Source organism: Pelagibius sp. Alg239-R121, from assembly GCF_947331435.1.
Lineage (GTDB): Bacteria > Pseudomonadota > Alphaproteobacteria > Kiloniellales > Kiloniellaceae > Denitrobaculum.
Genome location: NZ_CAMZOF010000008.1, coordinates 451014 through 472416, shown reverse-complemented (window position 1 = coordinate 472416; position 21403 = coordinate 451014). Strand labels below are relative to the sequence as shown.

Annotated in this window: 17 protein-coding genes; 6 read left to right on the top strand and 11 right to left on the bottom strand. The window is 55.5% G+C overall.

Annotated elements, in window-relative coordinates; translation table 11 throughout:
- The first annotated feature begins 154 nt into the window (after positions 1–154).
- The 3 genes from QMZ18_RS26455 to QMZ18_RS26445 all read left to right on the top strand — a co-directional run bounded on the left by QMZ18_RS26455 (position 155) and on the right by QMZ18_RS26445 (position 3276).
- Positions 155–697, top strand: coding sequence for a phosphoribosyl-AMP cyclohydrolase (locus QMZ18_RS26455; protein ID WP_282609380.1), 543 nt, complete (start codon positions 155–157; stop codon positions 695–697).
- 231 nt (positions 698–928) lie between these two features.
- On the top strand, positions 929–2584 hold the full coding sequence (locus QMZ18_RS26450) for a cell wall metabolism sensor histidine kinase WalK (RefSeq protein ID WP_282609379.1): 1656 nt from the start codon (positions 929–931) through the stop codon (positions 2582–2584).
- Positions 2581–3276, top strand: a complete 696-nt coding sequence (locus tag QMZ18_RS26445; protein WP_282609378.1) for a response regulator transcription factor — start codon at positions 2581–2583, stop codon at positions 3274–3276. The genes QMZ18_RS26450 and QMZ18_RS26445 overlap by 4 nt, the downstream gene beginning before the upstream one ends.
- Before the next feature lie 36 nt (positions 3277–3312).
- On the opposite strand, the gene QMZ18_RS26440 is transcribed toward QMZ18_RS26445, so the two are convergent.
- The 3 genes from QMZ18_RS26440 to QMZ18_RS26430 form a co-directional block, all read right to left on the bottom strand.
- Entirely contained in the window at positions 3313–3993 is a 681-nt protein-coding gene (locus QMZ18_RS26440) for a hypothetical protein (RefSeq protein ID WP_282609377.1), read from the bottom strand.
- Positions 3994–4125: 132 nt separating this feature from the next.
- Positions 4126–7104: a serine/threonine protein kinase gene (locus QMZ18_RS26435; protein ID WP_282609376.1), complete on the bottom strand. Its 2979-nt coding sequence runs from the start codon at positions 7102–7104 to the stop codon at positions 4126–4128.
- Between the two features lie 25 nt (positions 7105–7129).
- A complete protein-coding gene (locus QMZ18_RS26430; RefSeq protein ID WP_282609375.1) occupies positions 7130–7888 on the bottom strand; it encodes a PP2C family serine/threonine-protein phosphatase in 759 nt (252 codons plus the stop codon).
- Between the two features lie 155 nt (positions 7889–8043).
- On the opposite strand from QMZ18_RS26430, the gene QMZ18_RS26425 reads away from it, so the two are divergent.
- From QMZ18_RS26425 to QMZ18_RS26415, 3 genes are all read left to right on the top strand, one after another.
- On the top strand, positions 8044–8376 hold the full coding sequence (locus tag QMZ18_RS26425; RefSeq protein ID WP_282609374.1) for a hypothetical protein: 333 nt from the start codon (positions 8044–8046) through the stop codon (positions 8374–8376).
- A gap of 399 nt (positions 8377–8775) precedes the next feature.
- A complete protein-coding gene (locus QMZ18_RS26420) occupies positions 8776–10656 on the top strand; it encodes a bifunctional diguanylate cyclase/phosphodiesterase (RefSeq protein ID WP_282609373.1) in 1881 nt (626 codons plus the stop codon).
- Positions 10657–10762: 106 nt separating this feature from the next.
- The gene (locus QMZ18_RS26415; RefSeq protein WP_282609372.1) at positions 10763–10930 is read left to right on the top strand and encodes a Flp family type IVb pilin; all 168 of its coding nucleotides are present in this window, start codon (positions 10763–10765) and stop codon (positions 10928–10930) included.
- A gap of 292 nt (positions 10931–11222) precedes the next feature.
- Here QMZ18_RS26415 and QMZ18_RS26410 read toward each other — a convergent pair whose 3' ends face one another.
- The 8 genes from QMZ18_RS26410 to QMZ18_RS26375 all read right to left on the bottom strand — a co-directional run bounded on the left by QMZ18_RS26410 (position 11223) and on the right by QMZ18_RS26375 (position 21172).
- Positions 11223–13343 (bottom strand): ABC transporter ATP-binding protein, encoded by a 2121-nt coding sequence (locus QMZ18_RS26410; protein WP_282609371.1) that lies wholly within the window; start codon positions 13341–13343, stop codon positions 11223–11225.
- A gap of 10 nt (positions 13344–13353) precedes the next feature.
- Positions 13354–14241 (bottom strand): ABC transporter permease, encoded by an 888-nt coding sequence (locus tag QMZ18_RS26405; RefSeq protein WP_282609370.1) that lies wholly within the window; start codon positions 14239–14241, stop codon positions 13354–13356.
- A gap of 11 nt (positions 14242–14252) precedes the next feature.
- Positions 14253–15185, bottom strand: a complete 933-nt coding sequence (locus QMZ18_RS26400) for an ABC transporter permease (RefSeq protein ID WP_282609369.1) — start codon at positions 15183–15185, stop codon at positions 14253–14255.
- A 113-nt stretch (positions 15186–15298) separates the two neighbouring features.
- A complete protein-coding gene (locus tag QMZ18_RS26395) occupies positions 15299–17014 on the bottom strand; it encodes an ABC transporter substrate-binding protein (protein WP_282609368.1) in 1716 nt (571 codons plus the stop codon).
- Between the two features lie 496 nt (positions 17015–17510).
- Positions 17511–18731: an alpha/beta fold hydrolase gene (locus QMZ18_RS26390; RefSeq protein WP_282609367.1), complete on the bottom strand. Its 1221-nt coding sequence runs from the start codon at positions 18729–18731 to the stop codon at positions 17511–17513.
- Between the two features lie 114 nt (positions 18732–18845).
- Complete coding sequence (locus QMZ18_RS26385) at positions 18846–19295, bottom strand: GNAT family N-acetyltransferase (RefSeq protein WP_282609366.1); 450 nt, start codon at positions 19293–19295, stop codon at positions 18846–18848.
- 83 nt (positions 19296–19378) lie between these two features.
- Positions 19379–20044: a phytanoyl-CoA dioxygenase family protein gene (locus QMZ18_RS26380; RefSeq protein WP_282609365.1), complete on the bottom strand. Its 666-nt coding sequence runs from the start codon at positions 20042–20044 to the stop codon at positions 19379–19381.
- 3 nt (positions 20045–20047) lie between these two features.
- Positions 20048–21172: a DegT/DnrJ/EryC1/StrS aminotransferase family protein gene (locus QMZ18_RS26375; protein WP_282609364.1), complete on the bottom strand. Its 1125-nt coding sequence runs from the start codon at positions 21170–21172 to the stop codon at positions 20048–20050.
- Positions 21173–21403 lie beyond the last annotated feature (231 nt).

Sequence of the window (21403 nt, the reverse complement as noted above, 5' to 3'; positions counted from 1 at the left end):
TGTCGGATGACGGGAGCCTGAACGCGCTGTTACCCATTGGTTAAGCAGCTTTTCGTTGTCACTTCGGGAGTCCAACTTCAGTGCGAGGCCGGCGATCCTCGGGCGTAGTCCTGACGTCAAACGCCGTCCTTGACACAGAACGGAGACTGAAGGGATGAACGCAATGAAAACCTGGACCATCACCACGATCGCCGCCGCTACAGCTCTTGCGGCCACGCAGGTCGCCGCAAGCAGTGACAGCATTACCAAAGACGAGATTCTTGCCGCTCAGCAGGCCTGGGGCGCTGGCATCGTCGCAATCGGTAACGCGAAGACCAGTGGCGGCGACTATGTCGGCATTGCGAAGAAACATATCGACGATCTCTATGCTTACGGCGAGTCGCCCGTATTGTTCAAACCAACCAAGGCGGCTGCCAACCAGTTCCGGGGAACGGAGCAAGAAGCCCTCTCCTACTTCGTTAAAGGGATCGTTTCAGAGGATAAGGGTTTCGCCATCAACCCCTGGACCAAAGTGCGTTTTGAAAACGAAGAAATCATGACCGACAGCGACAGTGCCCTGGCGATGGGGAACTACTACTTCACCGATAGCGCCGGCAGCGAGGTGAAGGTCGAGTACTCCTTTGGATACTTGCGGGCCGAAACCGGCGAACTTCTGATCAACCTGCACCACTCTTCCCTGCCCTACAGCGTCAAGTAGGCAGACGGGACGAAGCGTCTCGGGCCTTTACCGGCCAGTGTTCAGGGCGGGGTTATTAGGCCCCGCCCTACGTTTTAATCTCTCTGATTTTGCGGTGTACGAATCAGGTTCTTAATGAACACTTCTGCGCGACAATGCAGCTCTCTACGCGTTCTGGACTGTTGCAGCTGTTAATGCTGCGTTCATTAATGAGCCATGGTCGTTGCCACGCTAAACCACTAGTTTTATTGCATGCAGGTTCGCACCAAAATAAGCCTAAGCGTCAGCACACTCGCCGTCGTCATCGTCGCCTGCGCGGGCCTTTTGTTGTGGAATACTCAACGCACGACCTATAACCATCAGCGCACGAGCCTTGCCTATCAGGAATTGGGCGGTTACCTGCAGCTCTCCGGGGAAGTCTTCAGAACGTTCAAGCAGGTGCGCCGGGATTTGATGGACGGGAGCGGCGTTCTGACCTTCGACCTGTCAGAGGTGGAACAGCGGCTCTCCAGGATTATCGATGAGATCGACGCCAATGTGACCGAAGAATTCGATGTCATTGGATTGAGGTCGAACGAAAACGTCAACGACTCCCGCCGCCTGACTCTGCTCAGAAACGAGCTTGCCCAGGTCTTTGAGGATATCCGAACGAGCGAACGTTTGATGTCGGAGAATGACGCTGTTGAAGCCCGTGCCTTTTTGAGCGCCAGCCTTACCAGCCGGATAGATGGTCGCATCAGCCGGATTATCGAATCTGCCGTGACGGACGAGCGGGAGGAACTCGCACAGGCACTCAGCGAAATCGAACTGGTCAATCAGGTCGCCTTTTGGGCCGCTATCGCCGCCACGCTGGCAGGCTTTGTTCTGACCGGCAGCGTCGTCTATATCCTGCTGCTTCGTTTACGCCAGAATCTAAAAAACCTGGAGAGTGGCGCGGAAATCTTTGCAGCCGGTCAACTGGAGCACAGAATTCCGGTTTCGGGTCATGACGAATTCGCAAAGCTTTCGGTTCGCTTCAACGATATGGCCAAGGAACTGCTCGATCAGCGCAAGGCGCTTGAGAAAGCGCGGTTTTCCCTGGAGCAGCGGGTGGCGGAGCGCACCGAGGAACTCGGAGCGGCCAATCGGGAACTCGAGCGGCGCGATGAAATGCGGCGTCAGTTCTTCGCTGATATCGGCCATGAACTACGGACACCTATAACGGCGATCCGCGGTGAAGCCGAAGTTGCTCTGCGTACGAGAGTCGACCATCAGGATATCTACCACTCCGCCCTCGACCGCATTGTCGAGATCAGCGAGCAGCTTACGCGCTTCGTCAACGATATCTTCCTGATTGCCCGCGCCCAGGCCGGTGTGGCCGACATGCGCCGTACCGAAATTGATCTCAGGGAAGCCGTGAGTACGGCGATTGGTCAACTCCGCACGCTGATCGACGCGCATGACGTGATTCTGACGACTGCACTGCCGGCGGTTCCCGTCACGATCGAAGGCGATTCACAGCGTCTTTGCCAGTTACTTCAAATTCTATTGTCAAACGCCGTAAAGCACTCGCCGTCCGGCGTGGGGGTTCATATCGAGGTCCGCCGCTGTGAGGACGAGTGGGAGGTGAGTGTGGAAGATACGGGCCCGGGCATCCCGCCGGACGAGTTTCCACGCGTCTTCGACCGGTTCTATCGCGGTGCCGCAAGCGCAGAGCCTGATCGGGCCCAAGGCACAGGGCTTGGCTTGCCAATCGCCAAATCGATCGTGCAGGCCCACGCTGGCCGAATCTGGATCGACGCTCAGCGGCAACAGGGAACGGCCATTCATGTCAGTCTGCCTGCTTCCGACAAATCCCTCCCAGAAGAACCGTTCTCAAAACAAGGAGATCTAGAGATGGAACGCCAGCAAAACGAGAGGCAAGCATGAAGCTTTTGCTGGTCGAAGACGACGCACGCATTGTTGAGTTCCTTGCCCGAGGACTGCGCGCCGAGGGACATCAGGTGGAGGTCGCGAACGATGGCCAAACCGGTCTTGATCTTGCCCGCAGCTCAGAGTGGGACAGCATTATTCTGGATCTCATGCTTCCGATCCTCGATGGGCGCGAGATCTGCCGCTCGTTACGGATGGAAAAGAACGCGACACCGGTCCTGATGCTCACCGCCCTCGACAGCACCGAGGATATTGTGCGGGGCCTGCAGTTGGGGGCTGACGAATACCTGACCAAGCCTTTCGCCTTCGACGAGTTGCTGGCGCGTCTGGAAAACCTGCAGCGGCGCCTGGCTAAATCTGAATCCTGGGCAGAAAAGACACGGGTTTTGACCATCGACGACCTGACCTTCGACCGCGAGGCTTTAATCGTGCGGCGCGCTGGCGTGGAGATCGAGATGACGTCGCTGGAATACGCTCTGCTGGAGTTTCTGATGGTGGAATCCGGCAAGGTTGTGAGCCGCGCCCGTATCCTGCAGAACGTCTGGGGCGCACACGAAGATCCGCTGACCAATGTGGTGGACGTCTATATTCGACGGTTGCGCATAAAAATTGACGACGAGGCGGACAACAAGCTTATTTCCACGATCCGTGGACGGGGCTATCGGATGACGGCATCTATGCCGGAATGATCAATTAGATAAAAACCTGCCGGGTTTTTTCAACGATCAATCGCAACGAATGTACGACATTTCAGGAATTTTCATGGTCTCTAACAAAGTGGGACGGGAATGTTCGTCAAAATGATCTGACCCACCAAGCAACACGGTTCCCGCTTCGGTGCGATTTGGGGTATTGAGGTATTTTGTTGTCATATGCTCGTTGCGCATCGCCAGGACTTCGCTATCCGTTAAGCGTGGATAACGTCTTCGGCCTCCTGGCAGCCGGTCTTTGCTGATTTTCACATCATAGCAATAAACAGATACTCCGCAGTGAACAGCATGTTGCATCAAGCTCATGTAGGTGATGTCGGGCTTCTCGCGACCACTAATCTCGTTCAGCGCCTCTCGAGCAAGATAGAGTTCTTCGATCGGATCGGACAATTCAGACTCTGTGCCGCCTCCGGTATACGATATATTCCCTTCTTCACTGATTTTGGGTTTCGCCAGTGTTTGAAGTCTATCCTCAAGAGTTCTCTCGCCAAGTTGACTATTTGCCTGCTCGGTAAATAATCTCTTTACACATCCGGTGTCCATCAAATCCCAGACAATTGCCCGCGCAATAACTGACGCGTGGCTTTCCCCAAAGGCAACCGGGCTGTAATTGATGAGTATTTTCGCGCTTGAGAATTGGCCCAAGGCTTTCTTTCGTGCGGAATCGTCGAGTATGTGTTGCTCAATCTTACCCACGGCTTCGATCCTTCTACCTTGTGTACAGAGGCGCTGAATCTGAATGCGGTTAAATTTGCTACTTTGACACGTTAATTCCTTGGCACCAATAGTTATGCTAGAAATAAATGCGTTTATACTACTTAAAGTAGATTATTTCAAGCGGCTGTGGGATATGATTTCGGGTTCGCCGTCATTCCACAGAATCCCGAAACGGAACGGCCGAAAGACTTCATTGCGTCCGTCTTTTATCGCGAAATTGACGTCTGCGTAGCGGCCATCTCCGACAGACGGCGGTAGCGCGCTGCGTACCGAAAGAGAGAAGATGCGCACAGCCCGAGGGTCAGCCGCCGCGCCCCGGATGTGGATGCGGTTCTCACGATTGTAATCGGTGATGATCTGCCGAAGGACGTATTCTTTGTCCTCGAAGAAAGCCTGCATGTCGTCGCGCGAGATAGAGGGTTCCGGGAAGGCTGTCAGTGCGGTTTGGTCGTTTGCAGCTTGCTGCTGCGCCTTATCCTGCGTTTCTTTTTGAAGCCTGGCCGCCTCCGCCGTTTTTCGGGCTTCCTCTAATTTCTCGCTTTCCGCCAGTTTCTGGGCTTCGGCCAACCTCTGTGCTTCGGCCAATTCTGCGGCGGCTTTTGCTCTTGCAGCCTCCTCGGCGGCGGCTTGGGTGAGGCGTTGCCTGTCCAACTGTACCTGCTCTTCCCGATAGGTTTCCCGTTCCGCCTTGGCTTCGGCGGCATGGTGGCTGTCCGGATAGCTATCGAGGAAAGACGTGATTGCGGCGGCCTTCTCGCCGGGAGAGACAGGGTCGCCAAAGGTTTCATCCACGACGATCCGTAGTTCGTTCCAGGCGATGATTTCCTCTCGGGGCATCTCCCTCAACAGGCTGCCAAATACAAAAGCCTCGTCGCCGCCACGTTCGATTTGAAACCAGGTTTCGCCTGCAACAGACACGCGTGCCATGACGCGCACCTCGTTACCCGTTCTCAAGCTCCCCAGGATGATGCCGTCGCGCGAGGGTTGGCTGCGAACATTGGCGTTACGGCGCACGGCATAACGGCCAGTTGTTTTGGTGACGACAGGTGTCAGCAACGCGTTCAGGCGTTGCTGCGCATCATCACTGTACTGACCGCTCGGGTAGTCTTGCATGTAGGCGCGATAGGCATCGACGCTGTTGCGGGCACTGGCGCTCGCCCAGGCTTGTTTGTCGGCTTGCGTTTTTGCCTCTGCCTCTGCCTCTGCTGCTTCTTTTGAGCGCAGTTCAGCTTGCGTCTGCAAAGCGGCAATCCGCTCTCTTGCTGCTGTGGCATTGGCGCCGTCGCTATAGTCGTTTAAATAGGCTTGGTAAGCAGAGATCGAATCACTGGCTTCAGCTGCAGCCCAACTCAGCTGTTCTCTGGCCTGCTTTGCTGCCAATTGTTGCTGGCGAAGCGCTTCTGTCTTGGCTTCGGCTTTTGCCAATTCGGCAGCCTTTGCCGCTGCCGCTTCTGCGGCTCTTTGCCTGGCTTCTGCCTGAGACTGAGCCTGTGCTTGAGCTGCAGCTTGTTCCTTGAGGTCGGCGACGCGGTTTTGGGCCTCGCGCTGATGCGCGCCTGCTGGAAAGGCCTGCAGATAAGATTGGTAACCTGCCAGATTCTTTGAGCGTTCCGCCTGATTCCAGGCCTGCTGTTCACGTTCCAGCACGTCGCGCCGGCTGCGCGCTTCGGCGGTAAACTTCCCGTTTGGCTGGCTTGTAAGATAGGCGGTGTATGCAGCCGACGTATTTCCGGCCTGAGCTTGCGCCCAAGCGGCTTCATCTGCGTTTTCCGCCTGGGCTGCCGCCTCGGTTGCCGCTTTGGCCGCCGCTTCCTGCTTGATCTTCGCAAGCAGTGCGTTCGCTTCCAGCGTATAGTCGCCATCGGGATAGCGGCGGATGAAATCCGAGACTGACGCCGCATCGCCCGCCTGCTGCGCCTCCTGCCAGGCATCTCCTTCCGGATCGCCGAAAAGACTGTCCCTGTCGATAAGCGTCGCACCAATCACACCGGCCAACACGATGGCGATTGCCACTCCGAACAGGACCAGCTTCTGATTGGACGACCCCTCGCCCCGCCCGCTTCCGGCCAGTCTTTCGCTCTCACCCAAAAGAGGCGCCGAAACTCTTTCTGCTGAGGCGGGTTCCGGCGCATCGGCGGGCGGCGTGAAGGCCCGCAACACCGTGGTATCTCCGCCACTATCTTGGGCGTCGGCCGCTGCCTCACTCAAGCCGTCGAAATGGCTGCGCCACTCGTCGACTGACTGTGGGCGGTTCTTAGCCCGGATCTCCAGTGCCCGGTCAACGGCCGCGAGGAACGTCGGGGTGTAGCCGGGTAAATCCTGTTCCGACAATGGTGTCAGGCTGTCTTCATCGGCCCGTTCGGCAGCATCGGGCGGAAGCTTACCGGTGATACAGCGGTAAAGCGTGACACCAAGCGCATAAATGTCGGTCCAAGGGCCATCGTTCCCTCGGGCGGCGTATTGTTCAAACGCTGCATAAGGCGGCGTGATCGCCGCTACGACGGAGCGGGTCTGTGTATCTAGTGTCTGTCGGGCGGCGCCAAAATCCAGCAACACAGGGCTGCCGTCCGCGCGAATGAGAATGTTGGCCGGTTTTATATCCCGGTGCCAGACTCCCGCTTCATGAACGCGCTTCAAGCCGTTCAGCAGGCTGAAGAGAGCCGCCTCCAGGCGCTTTTGAGGCAGTGTGGCGTTGCCTTTCAGCAAATCCGACAACGGTCGCGCCTCTTCGAAGTCCATCACCATGTAGGTGGTGCCGTTGGCCTCGAAAAACCGCCGAACAGCTACGATATTGGGGTGGCGTTCGGGTTGCGCGAGATTCCAGAGAATGCGGGCTTCTTCCTGGAACTTCTTCAGCCCCCAGCTATAGGCTTCCTCGGAATCGGATGAAGTCGGGGCGACGGTCGTTCCTTCCGTGCGCGTCGCAAGGTGACGCGGCAGATACTCCTTGATCGCAACCTGATCACCCAGATAACGGCCTTCGCCCCGGTAAACGATGCCAAACCCGCCCTCGCCCAGCACTTCGATCAACCGGTATTCGTCAACAGTCGAATCCGGCGGGAGTGCGTTGTGGTGGTAAAGTTCGTTCATGCAAATTGTCGCCGAAAACGAAAAGTCACTGAGTCAGCCTCGCATCATATCTTAATCTTGCGGCACAAACTGTCACATTGTCGCTGTGACCGTTCGAGCGATTTACTGCAAGTTCGGCCAGATCCGACAGGGCTTCTTCAAGGTTTTCCGCCAGCATTGCCGTCGCCATTTCCGTCTCGGACAGGCTTACCCAAAAACCGTCCGTGCAAAGCAAAAATCCATCGCCAGGCCGCACAGGCGCTTCTGCGACTTTAAATTCCTGCGCTGCATCTGGACCAAGGCTTTTGTATAGCCGACCCTGTTCGGGACCGTTGTTGGCCTCTTCTTCGCTCAACTCACCCATTTCAAACATCAAACGGGCCACTGAGTGATCTTTCGTTCGATGAATGGTATCGCCTTGGCGGAAACCATACAATCGACTATCACCGAGATGCGACCAATACGCGACATTACTATCCAAAACAACTGCAACGCAGGTCGTGCGTGCATCATTTCCATAGTTTGCAGAGACCTTTGCCACGCTTTCTTGAGCCTGATTGATACAGCGCCGCAAGGCGGCTGGATCTGCCTCGGGCTGGCTCTCCCAAGTGGTACAGACAGCGTTTACTGCCGCTGCCGCGGCGGCGTCGCCACCGCGATGACCGCCCAATCCATCGGCCGCCACTAATAAACAGCTTGCAGGTTCGTCCATCAGCCGAAAACCGGCCCGGTCCTCCTGCAAGGACCGATCGCCGAGCCGTTGCACTACGGCAACGTCCCACAGGCTATCACTCTGCGACGACAACAAAAAAAACCACTCCAAGATCGAGAACGGTAATTGTCTAAAATTTACGACGTATTGTGGCTATCAGTCATCTGTTAACCCTTTAAACATCCGGCCAATTTAGACTCTTGCGTTAGACGGTTGCAATTTTCCACAAGGAAACAAGGGGAATTGACATGGCGCAGACGTTGAAACGGCAAGCAGGTATTTTTCATCCGGCCAAACATGGCGAGGCTGATCTCCTCAAGGAATCAACGTTGTCGGCGTCGGCACCGCGAAAAGTAGCACCCTCGCCCGTTCGAACGCTTGGCGAACTGGCTGTCCGGGCTGGCGTGGAGCGCGAGCCTGTTGTGAGAAGATGGCAACAACTGATTAATACGGCAGTTGTTTTCAGCGATCAGATAGACAATGACACGCGATGGAATCACAAACAGTCGATTTCCTTTTTGTGTGTGCTCTCGGTCACTCTTTGGGGATTGATCGTTATTGGTGCCACAGAGATATTCTAGAGCCTGATCGTATATCCCCGTATCTGCGAAAACGTGAATCAGTCGCTCTTTCCAATTTTCGGTCAGCGATTCACGGATTTGACCGTTTTTCCTTGGAAAGATCACACTCCAGGCGAAGAGTCGCATTCCTTTTGTTCTGATCAGATTCGCTTGATCCTGATTTTGGTACGGTTGTTTTTCTACAACCTAATAGTGTTTTTCACCTCCATCTCAATGAACTGCACAATGTTGGAATTTTGTCTCGCTAAGCGATGGCACCACATTGCGAATGCTAACCACCCGTTAAGGTGGTTCGTGTATCACCTTGTTTCGCATATCTGTATGAAGTCCCGTCACGTGGGAACAGGTTCTGCGGTTCTTCCAGGCGTTTTCACTGCAGTGGATCACTGAAGCAGGCATATGACCGATCTCCCTCCGACCCTTTCCGATGGACCGCTTCCCGGCGCAACTGATCAGCCGCTTCCTAGCACGAGCCTGTTGCTGGCCAACCGGCGCATCTGCGTCAGTGCCTTCATCGGGATTTCCTTGGTCGCAATGGGAATTGCGTCTCTCTGCAGTTGGTTGGACCATGGGAAAGCCGTGCCGGACGGACGGATATTCCTCATCGTTTGGAGTGCCGGTCTTGCGAGCGGTGCCGTTGTTTTGTTTCTTATACAGCGCGCATTTCTAGTGCCGATGGCCCGCTGGACGGATGCTGTCGAAAGACGCGACTACACGACAGCGCAGGTTGAGCTCGGGAATCTCGCGCGTCATACGCCGCGTCGTCTGGAACGTTTGCTTTCTGTTTGGGGCGAGCTCGCGCGGCGAAGCCATGAGTATCAAGAGATTATTGATACGACACGGAAAGACCTGACAGACACTGCGGACAAGTTTGAAGCAGAGCTTTCAGCACGCACCGCAGAACTGATTGACGCTAACGAAGCCCTCCAGCAAAAAATCGTTGAGCATGAGCTGGCAGAGAATCAGCTGCGTTATGACATCTTCCACGACCGCCTCACGGCTTTACCGAACCGCTCTTTATTCTCCGACCGGCTCAACCACGCAATTCAGCGGACACAGCGGCGGGGAGAGCCCGGGTTTGCCGTGCTTTTGTTCAACATCGATCGTTTCAAGGATGTCAATGACAGCCTGGGGCTGAAGGCTGGAGACCAGTTACTTGTCTTGGTGAGTCAGCGCATCCGCGAAGCCTTGCGTCCCGGCGATACGCTGGCACGGCTTGGCGGTGACGACTTTGGCATCCTGATAGAAAATGTCTCCGATTCTGACGATGCGACGGCCTGTGCACGCCGGGTATTGGCGTTGCTTGAAGAGCCGATTGAAATCGAAGGCCGGGATGTGTTCTGCAGCGGCAGTATCGGCATCGCCGACAGCCGTGTTGACTACAGCCGTGCGGAGAGCCTGCTCCAGGACGCAACCTGTGCACTTGAAACGGCCAAAGCTAAGAGTCGTCCAAACTACGTATTCTTTGAACCGGCAATGCGCAGCGCCGACATACCTCGCCTGGAGATCGAAACAGACCTCCGGAGAGCGGTAAAAAGCGGCGATGAGTTTGTCCTGTTCTATCAACCCATTATGGCACTGAATGTGCACAAGGTTGCCGGCTTTGAGGCGCTTATCCGCTGGCAGCACCCTACGCGTGGGTTGGTCGGACCGTTTGACTTTATTTCAATCGCGGAGGATACCGGCCTGATCATTCAGATCGGCCGTTGGGTTCTGAAGGAAGCCTGTGCCCAGTTGCGGCGCTGGCGTGACGAGGGCGTGATCGACAAAAAGATGTTCATGAGCGTCAATGTGTCGAGCCGCCAGCTTACGGACGAGAGTTTGATCGACGACGTTGCCCACTGTCTCTCGGCCTATGACCTCGATCCAAGCTGCATAAAGCTGGAAGTTACCGAATCTCTCCTGATGGAAGATCCCAAGGCCGCCGTTAAGATCTTGGATGAGTTGAAAACACTCCAGGTTCAACTTTCGATCGATGATTTCGGCACCGGTTATTCGAGCCTCAGCTATCTGCACAAGTTCCCGTTCGACTATCTTAAAATCGATCAGAGTTTCGTCTTTCAGATGACGCAGGACGTAGAGATCAGAGAGATCGTCAGAACGATCATTACTCTGGCTCACGGATTGAATATGGATGTCATTGCAGAAGGTGTTGAAGACGCCGAAACTGCAAAGGGATTGCTGCGCCTCGGCTGTCATCTGGTCCAGGGTTACCACTACTCGCGCCCAATCGAGGCCGCGAAAATAATTGATTTTCTTGCCGAAATAGATAAGTCGTAACTTTTATAATAAAAAATCGATAATTTTAATAAATCATCTGATTTATTAATCTACTGTTATTTATTTTATTAATTTTTCGTTATCAGATGCTCGATATGATTGCAGCATGATCAACCAGTTCCTTAGAGATGAATCGGGTGTGACGGCTGTTGAATACGGCCTCATCGCCGCATTGGTCGCCGTTGCGTCTATCGCCGGATTTCAGCACCTGGGACAGGAAATGGGAGCGATGTACGACCGCGTCGCCCAGGTTGTCGCCGATACGATTCCTTAAGGCGCACCACTAATCACACGTAAAACTAGCAAACACAGTTCACGTTCCCGATTGCTTCCATCAGGAACGAACACACTCTGTCGATCAAAGCGGATCTTTCGCGAACGATAACGTTTCATTTACTACGTTGCTTCACGCAACGCTAAGCAGCGTGGAGCTAAAGTTTGAAAGCTAGGTAGGCGCTATCCAGCGCCCAGGTAGGGCGCGCCCCCTCATCAGGGCGTGCAGCACACCAACCCCAAAAAAAGAAACAGGTCGCCGGTTGGGCGACCCATTCCCTTCTTCAGCTTAGTTACTCTGCCGCCGGCTGGTCGTTTTCCACCTGAACAATGACCGGCTCGACCGCGCGCAGTTCTTCCAGCGGAATATGGCAGGAGATCACGTGGCCGGGCGAATCCTCGACATCGGGCGGTGGTTCGGTTTCGCAGATCCCGCCGATTTTCCGCGGACACCTTGTGTTGAAAGAGCAGCCGCTAGGTGGATTGGTGACACTGGGTAAATTGCCTTCCAGAATGATCCGCTTCTTCTGGATCGCAGTGTCGGCAATCGGAACAGCTGACAACAGCGCTTCGGTGTAAGGGTGATACGGTGGCGCAAAAACCTCGTCTGTTGTGCCTTTTTCCACAATATGGCCGAGGTACATCACGACAACCCTGTCGGCGAGATAACGTACCAGGCTCAAGTCGTGGCTGATGAAGATCAACGTCGTCCGGTATTCGCGCTGAATGTCCATCAGCAAGCCGGTAACGGCCGCCTGCACCGAGACATCGAGCGCCGAAACGGGCTCGTCGGCGACTACAAGCGACGGATTGCCCGCAAAGGCACGGGCAATGCCGACGCGTTGCTTTTGGCCGCCTGATAGCTGCCGGGGCCGCCGCCAGACAAACTCCCTGGGCAGTTTGACCAGATCGAGCAGTTCCAACACCCGGTTCTGAACCTTGTCCGGATCAGATTCGACCCCGAACTTGCGGATCACGCGTGCCAGCTGCGCCCCGACGGTATGGCTCGGGTTGAGTGTATCGAAGGGGTTCTGGAACACCATCTGCATAGAACCCACCTGTTTGGGTGAGCGGTTTTGCACGGGTTCGCTTGCGATATCCTGGCCGTTGAATTCGACCGCGCCATCAGTGGCGGTCTCAAGCCCCATCAGGACCTTTGCAAAGGTCGATTTCCCACAGCCCGATTCTCCAACGACCGCGACCGTTTGAGACGCGCGTGCCTCCAGGTTGATGTGTTCGTTTGCTTTTACATGCCGGACGCGTTCGCCGGAAATCATGGCCGCGATGGAATTGTCCCGGATCTCATAGTACTTCTTCATCGCCTTGACGGTGAGCACTTCTTCGCCGGCTTGCAATTCCGTCCCGTCCAGGCCTTCAGGCTTGTAGTTGGCCCAGTCGATTTCCTGCCAGAGGGTACAGCGCACGACGTGCCCTTCTTCCCCTTCTACCTCGGTCATTGCAACTGTCGAGCCCTCCGAAGCGACGTCACAACGTCCCGCTTCGAAGAAATCGCAGCGCGGGCCGAAGTAACACCCCGACGGACGGTCGTGGGGTAGCGGTAACTGGCCACGGATTGGAACCAGCGGATGCTCTTTCTTGTTGGTCCCAGGCAGGGGAATCGCGTTGAAGAGGCCTTTGGTGTAGGGATGGCGCATTTGATCGAAAACTTCGTGCACCGTGCCGGATTCAACAACAACACCGGAATACATCACGTTTACCCGGCGGCAGGTCGCAAGGATCAGGCCGAGATTGTGCGAAATGTAGACCATGGAGGTATTGAACTTTTCAGCGATCTCCGCAATCAGTTCTACAATGCCGGCTTCGACAGTGACATCCAGAGCCGTTGTTGGCTCATCAAGCAGCAGGAGCGACGGGTTTGAAAGCAACGCCATCGCGATCACGACACGTTGCTGCTGACCGCCTGAAATCTGATGGGGATAGCTGTTCATCACCCGGTCGGGATCGGGCAGTTTAACATCCGCCAACACCTGCTTCGCGCGGGCATAGGCTTCTTCCTCGGTCACGTCCTCATGACAGAGGGGAACTTCCATCAGCTGCTTGCCCAGTGTCATGCTGGGGTTCAGGGATGCCATTGGTTCCTGATAGACCATGGCAATATCGCTACCCCGCAGCTGCCGTAGTTCCTCCTCGCTGCAGGTCGCCAGATCGCGGCCTTTGTAGAAGACCTGTCCGCCGACGATGGCACCATTACCTCCCAGATAGCGCATGATCGCCATGGCAACGGTGGATTTACCACAACCGGACTCTCCCACCAGGCCGACGGAATCGCCCTGGTGAAGAGTCAGATTGAAGTCGATAACCGCCGGTATCTCACCGGCACGGGTGAAGTAGGAAATCGAGAGATTTCTGCACTCCAGAATTGGACCGTCAAAGTCCTGAGCAACGCCAGCCATCAGGTCCTCCTCAATCTCGCAACGATACTTCGCGCAGGCCGTCAGCCAGCAGGTTGAATCCCAGCACCAGTGACGAGATGGCGAGGCATGGGAACACTGTCATATGCGGGAACGACATCGACATGACCCGGAATTCGTTGATCATGCCGCCCCAGTCGGGATCGGGCGGTGGCAGACCGAGACCCAGGAACCCAAGCACGCCGATGGTGATGATGACATAGCCGACACGCAGGCAAGCATCGACAATCAAAGGCCCCCGGGCATTGGGCAGGATCTCAATCAGCATGATGCGCCAGGAGGGTTCACCGCGCGTTTCAGCCGCAAAAACGTACTCGCGGTTCCGAAGATCGAGCACCAGTCCCCGAACGATACGCATGATCCCCGGCGCCGAAGCGAAGGTCACCGCAAGCAGGATGTTGATCGCCGAAGAGCCGATCGTCGCGATGATGATCACGTAGAGAACCAGGATCGGGAAAGACAGGATCACGTTGGACAGGAACGACAGAACGTCGTCGACCCAGCCACGTTTGTAACCGGCCGCCAATCCCATGGGGATCCCGACCAGATAGGCACAGAAGGTCGCAAGCGGTGCCAGCATCAGCACTTTGCGCGAGCCATGGATGATCCGGGAAAGAATGTCCCTGCCCTGCAGATCCGTACCCAGCCAGAACATCCCCTCGCCGTCGAGCGTCGGCGTAAAGGGAGTGGCTAACGGCAGGTAGTTGGTGTTCGGCGGAAACGGCGCAATCACATCGGCAAGCAGGGCCATGAGAACCCAAAACACGATGATGCCCAGGCCGATCATGCCGACCATACTCTCGCGGATCAGTGCAATACCCTTGAGCGAACGGAGCAATGCCGATTCACGGCGAGGAACGTCTTGTACGTCAACAGCCATTGTCCGTCCCCCTAACTGAACCGGATACGCGGATTGAGGTAGGTGTAACCCACGTCCGCGATCGTTTGAGTCGCAACCGCCACGAAAACCGCGACCATTGCACAGGCTTCGATCATGAAGATGTCCTGATTAAGCGAGGCTTCCAAAAGGAGCGCACCGAAGCCTTTGTAGGAAAAGAAGAACTCGACCACGATTACGCCCGATAGCAGCCAGTTGATCTGCAGCATGATTACCGTAAAGGGAGCAATCAGTGCATTTCGCAGGGCATGCTTCATGATGACCGTACGATAGGGTAAGCCCTTCAACACCGCGGTCCGGATGTAGTGCGTCATCATGACTTCCGCCATGGAAGCACGGGTCATCCGGGTGACATAACCGAAGTCGTAAAGCACCAAGACCATCACAGGCAGGATCAACTGAACGATGTCGAAGCCGTCGATCATGCCGCTGGTCCCGGGCAGCCAGCCGAGATAGAAAACGAAAATCGCTCCCAGCAACGGTGCAGAAGCAAATTCCGGGATCGATGTCGTGATAATGGAGCCGACGGAAATCGTCCGGTCCAGCTTTGAGCCTTCGCGCATGCCGGCCAGAACGCCCAATCCAAGCGAAATTGGGATCACCACGGCGAGTGTGGCCGCAGCAAGAATTCCCGTATTGCCCAACCTGGGCCATAAAATTTCGCTGACGGGGACTTTGAAGCGGACTGAATCGCCGAAATCGCCGCTTATAAAGTTAAACAGCCAACTGAAATAGCGCTGATAGATCGGATCGAAATAGCCGTTCGCTTCCAGCCACAGATTCCGTTGTTCTTCTGAGGAATAGGGGCCGAGGACTTTAACTGCCACGTTACCCGGTTGGAGTTCCAGAAGAATGAAAAGCAGAATAGACACGACGAGCATGGTCAACGCCATCGTGCCGGTGCGCCGAATAATAAAAATAAGCATTAAAGGTCCCCTAGCCACCTACGACCTTTGGATGCGGTTTTTACAGTTCTTTTTTTGACGGGCGGAGAAGCTGTTTCTCCGCCCGCCTGCTGTATTTGCCGCTGAAACGCTACCTAAGCGTCGATCCAGACCTTATTGAACTGGTGGTAACGGGTTGGATGGCCTTCATAGCCCTTTACCTTGTCGACCGTAGCGGTAAAGACCGAGCGGAAGAAAGGCTGCACCATAACGGCGTCGTCCTGGAGGATTTTCTGAACCTTCTCCATGGCTTTGCGCCGTGCATTCACGTCGAGGATCGCGCCGGCTTCATCAAGGGCCTTGTCGAACTCCGGATTAGCGTAGTTCGATTCATTCCACGGAACACCGGTCCGATAGGCCAGATTGAGAACCATGACGCCAAGCGGGCGATGGGTCCAGGTCGTCAGGCTGAAGGGAGCCTTGTCCCAAACTTCCCAATATTGAGCTGCTGGCATCACGTTCACATTGAGGCGAATGCCGGCTGGTGCCGCCATTTCCTTGATCGCCTGCACCTGGGCACTTTCCCACTGGCCGTCTGTGTTGCCGACGTTACAGGTAACATCGATACCATCAGGATAGCCCGCGTCTGCCAGAAGCTTCTTGGCTTTATCGTAATCCACCTTCAGTGCCGGCAATTCAGCGTATTCCGGGTGAATCTTTGCGACGTGATGATTCTCACCTACGGCGCCGAAATTGCGGTGTGCCAGCTCCAACAGTTTGGCGTTGTCGCAACAGGCGACGAGTGCCTGACGAACCCGCACGTCATCAAACGGTTTCTCGGTTACCTGCATCCGTACGACGCCGGTCTGTGCCGTGACAGACTGGTGGATGGTTACGCCGGGGATCCGTTCCACGACGTCGAGCGCCGTGATATCAAGGCGATAGACGGAATCGACCTGCTTGGATGCCAAGGCGCCCATAACGGCGTTTGCGTCGCTACCAGTGTCGATGTAGCGGATCTCGTCGAGATAGACGTCTCCACCCCAGTAGGCTTCGCTCCGTTTGCGCAGCACGGCTTGCTGTCCAATCGAGAATTCCGCCAATTCGAAAGGTCCCGTGCCGATGGGGTTTTTCGAAAGATCTCCACCTTCTTCGGTGAAGCGGCGATGCACAATCGCTGTGGGATAATTGTATAGATTCTCAGGGATCGACAGTTCTGCCTGGTTGAGATTCAGGCGGACCGTGTGGTCATCGACCTTTTCGACCGCACCTTCGGTCATCCGCTGCTCGGTGACCGGATTTCCGCTGTCGTCTTTTTTCCCGGTGTCGACGGTTTCGGTCATGGACTTGAACAGCCCGATGTTCGAGGAACCAGTGTTGGGATCGAGCCAGCGCGTGAAGTTGAACACCACGTCATCGGCGTTAAAGTCGTCACCGTTCGACCATTTGATGCCCTGGCGCAACTTGAAGGTCCAGGTCTTCAGGTCATCGGAAGCTTCCCAGCTCTCGGCCAGATACGGACGTGTGATGTTGTCCGAACCGGTAATGGTCAGATATTCAATGATATGTCGGGCAACGTTGGACTTTTCGACCCAGTCAAAGGTGGCCGGATCGGTCATCTCCTGCACGACCATTGCAACTTTAAGAGAACCACCCGATTTCGGGGTCCCTTGTGCTTTGGCGGTAGGAATAGCGTCTTCACCAGTGATCTTGCCAAGCATGCCGTAAGCAGCTGTAGCTGAAACGCCGAGCAAGGTGGCGGTACGCATGAATTCGCGGCGGTCTACTTCGCCTTTGCTAAGTTGTTCACATAGCTCCGGAACGTAGGGATGAACCCTTTTTTCCTGATCTTTGATCGCTTCTTTACTCATTTTTGTCTCCCAGGTCATGATACGTGCGTTATTCAAAAGACTATCGAGATTCCCGCCATTCAAAAATTCCATATGCCGATCAGTATTTTGGCACCTTAAGGTAGATATCGCAAATACCCTCGCGGCTGGAAATACCAAGCGACGTCATCGGGTAAGCCTGACGAACAGCACATGCATTCGCGTGCCGCCAAGCTACGCCATAAGACGTGTGGCAAGTATCGGTCGTGTCTGATTTTTTGTTGGGCACGATGCTGATCGATTGTGCCACTTTTCCCCTGCTTAGCTCTGTTTATTGATTTTTCTGGCTAAAGGTTATCTTCTGAAGCTCACAGCGAGTTGTGACATCCCGACAAGAACTTAGCCAAACACGACGCAAATCCGCGCTGCCGGGCGTAAGCCTCCTCAGACCAGAACATGAACCCTCCTATGACGATAAGATAGCGAGGCTGAATTACGTTTTCTCTGATTTGGTGAGAAAGATCTGACTCTGACAAGCTCACGCCAAAGCGGTTTTAACGATGATCTCGCTCTCGAGGCTGCGGTGAACAGGGCATTTATCCGCGATTTCGAGCAGGCGCGCCCGCTGCTCGTCATCAAGTGGGCCCGTCAGATGCAATCGCCGTTCGATTTGATCCAGACGCCCGGATTTCGTCTCGCATTCAGCACAGTCCTCGGCGTGAATCTTTTCGTGAGATAAGGTGACTTCCACCTGCTCCAACGGCCAGCCTTTGCGATCAGCGTAGAGCCGCACGGTCATGGACGTGCAGGCCCCGAGACCGCCGAGCAAAAGATCGTAGGGCGTTGCCCCGCTTTCATCCCCACCATAGCTTTTCGGTTCATCTGCGCGCAGGCGATAAAATTCCGTGGCGATGTCCTGAGTGAACTTTCCTTCTCCGGTTTCCCTGACCACGACGCGGCCTGGTTGTGCGCGCACGGCATCCTGGGATGTGTCTTCACCAAGGTACCTGGTAGCCCAGGCCGACAGGACTGTCGCGATGTAGGAAGCATCGGTTTTTTTTGAGACAAGGTGGTCCGCCGAATCAAGAGAAACGAAGCTTTTCGGATGTTTCGCAGAAGAGAAAATTTTGGCGGCGTTTTCGATGCCGACAGTCTGATCAATCGGCGAATGAAAAACGATCAACGCCTTTTTCATGCTCTCGACCGATTGCGTGAGGTTACGTTCCGATATGTCGTCGAGAAACTGCTTTTTGATTCTAAAAGGTCTCCCGGCCAGCAGAACTTCGGCCTCACCCCGGGCTTCGATATCGGGCTTGGCCTCCTGGAACAAATGCGCGACATGGGCCGGTTCTGCCGGGGCGCCGATGGTCGCGACTGCGAGAGCTTCCGGCACCGAACCGGCGGCGGCGAGAACCGCTGCCCCGCCCAAGCTGTGCCCGATCAGGATTTTCGGCGCTTCTCGTGTTTCGCGCAGAAAGTCGGCCGCTTTGATAAGATCCTCAACATTGGAAGAAAAATTTGTATTGGCAAACTCGCCTTCACTGGCCCCCAAACCCGTAAAGTCGAAGCGCAGCACCGCAATTCCCTCTGCTGCCAGTCCAGCGGCTATTCGTGACGCGGCGTAGATGTCCTTGGTACAGGTGAAGCAATGGGCAAAGAGGGCGTAGGCGCGGGGTTTGCCTGCCGGCGAGTCGAGGCGCGCCGCCAGCTGTTCGCCTCCTGCGCCGGAAAAAGTGAGCTTCTCGAAACCGCCGGCCATAACTCTTCTCCTGAAATCTAATGCTTGATGAAGCTTAACCGAACGCAATCGGCCTTCGTAGAGTAATCTGGCATGGCGGTAAGTCTGGGCGCTATAGAGATTGGATACAGAGTATCAGAGCGAGAGTTTCATGCCCTCGTGACTCGCGACAAAACCAAGCTTTTCATAAAACTTAAAAGCATCCGGCCGGGTCTTGTCGGTGGTCAGTTGAACAAGGCCACATTTTCGCGCCCGGCACTGCTCAATCGCCCAACGGAACATTTGCCCGCCCAGTCCCTCGCCGCGGCAGGAAGACGCAATACGCACGCTTTCAATCTGGCCGCGCCACATACCCCTACGAGAGAGACCGGGTATAAAAGTGAGCTGAAGACAGCCGATTAAGACCCCTTCCCGCTCCACTACTGCGAGCAGTTGGTTGGGGTCTTTATCAATTGCTTCAAATGCACTCAGATACTGCGGATCCAACGGTGGTCCTGGCAGTTCCCGGCTTTGCCCGAGTTCGTCATCTGCGAGCAGCGCTACAATATTTGAGAGGTCCTTCGCTTCAGCAGGGCGAAAGGCCATTGTTTGACTCTCGTTTCCAATCATTGGATTTCCTTCGCTTCTGATAAATCTGCAAACACTTCAACGATGCCGGCTCGTCGTTCTTAAAGAGCCCATTGCAGTGGCGTCGGCAGAGTCTCTGCACAGTAGTCGATACGCAAGGTTCTTCGGGTCCCCTCACGGCGTGATGACCGAGATCGATGCAGGGTAAGAGCTTTGACGAAGAGTACGTCGCCCCGTTCCGCGTCACAGAGTTCAGCCGTTGCCTTGCCCGCGGTTATTGCTGCTGCTTCGGCCAGCACGCGACCATGCTTGTGCGTTTCAAGTGCCAGTTCGAGGCATCCGTTTTCAGCGTTGGTATCGTCGAGATGAACCCGCGCAAAGATCATGGATTCAAGGAGTTCGATCGGCGGTTCCACGTGCCAGGCTCCCGCTTTTCTGTTCCAGACCCGGTATCCCTTCACGTCGTGTTGTTCGCGAACAGCAACGACCCGGTCCTGATGCCAGGGCACGGTCCAGTTGGTCTCTGTGGTCTTGTTGAAAACGACAATACGGACCGGGACGGCTCCGGGTAAATGTCTTTGCACCAGTTTGCTCAAATGGCTATGCACGCCAACTGTTGCCGCGAGATCTTGGTTCCACCCCAGGCGTTCACCTGGAGATCCTTCAGATGCGCAGGCGTGATCTAAGCGGGATAGATCTTCCTTGCAAAGCGCGTCGCGGTGCCAGACGCGACCGAGATGCTCGAGCGGCCAGACATCAGGGGGCACGGCTTAGTAATGGTCCTTTACGGTCTCGATGATAATGTCCTGAGTTTCCGGCGCCAGGTAAGGATGCATTGGAAGGCTGACGACAGATTCTGCAAGCCGTTCAGAAACCGGAATCCCGCCGGGAACGGAGGGGTAGTTCCGATAACCTTCCTGCTGCGCAAGGGGGATCGGATAATGCACCGCGGTCGGCACGCCGGCCTTTTTGCAGTGTTCAAGCAGATCATCCCGCGCCGTCACCCGCAGCGTATATTGCGCCCAACTGGAGCGGTATCCCTTCGGGATCTTGGGAGCGCGAATGTCATTCAGGCCTTCAAAGGCTTCGGAGTATCGCTGAGCGACGCGGTCGCGCCGATCAAGTTCATCAGAAAAAATCGACAGCTTTTCGATCAGTATAGCCGCCTGAAGGGTGTCGAGCCGACTGTTGAGCCCGATGCGGATGTTATCGTATCTGTCATCTCCCTTGCCGTGGAACCGGAGAGATCGGAGCAGCTCGGCCTTTTCATCGCTCGCAGTCAAGACGGCCCCGCCGTCCCCGTAACAGCCGAGGGGTTTTGCCGGGAAAAAGCTGGTCGTTGTGTAGTCGGCCAAAGTTCCGATGGAACGGTCATGATAGACGCCACCAAAGCTCTGTGCGGCGTCGGCGATCACGAACATGCCTTCCTGTTTGGCGATAGGGGTAACGACATCGTAGTCGGCTGAGAGGCCATAGAGATCAACGGCAATAACGGTGCGCGGCCTAAGCCCCGCTTCCCTGGCCCAACGGATGGCTGTTTTAAGGCTTTCCGGGTCGAGATTGAAGCTCTCTTCATCCACATCCACGAACACCGGCGTCGCGCCCAGCTGTGCCGGCGCTTCGGCTGTGGCAACAAATGTAAAGGCTGGTACGAAAACAGCATCGCCCGGCCCGACGCCCTCTGCCATCAAAGCCAAAGTCAGCGCGTCGGTTCCGTTGGCGCAGCTCACCACCTGTTCCGCGCCGCAAAAGGCCCCGAGTTGACGTTCGAGCTCCGCAACCTCGGGTCCCAAGATGTATTGTCCATGCGAGAGAACGCGGTCGATGGCGCTGTCCAGTTCCGCATGTATGCGTGCCTGTTGAGCCTTGAGGTCGATGAATTGAATAGTCTGCATGGCTCGATCTATCCTGCTTTCACCTGCTTGTCCACAGCGACGCCATTGCTTCGAATAGCCGCTCGATGCCCGGATCACAAGCCCGGATCACCTGCCAGTATCGTAAGCAGGGATCCGGAGAAACTCTTCGGACGGAATGGGAATCCGGGCCGATTCCGGATGATGCCCCTGCCCTACTTTTCATTTTGGCGTTTCCGGGTGATGATCACGGGAGGCGAAATCCACACAAAC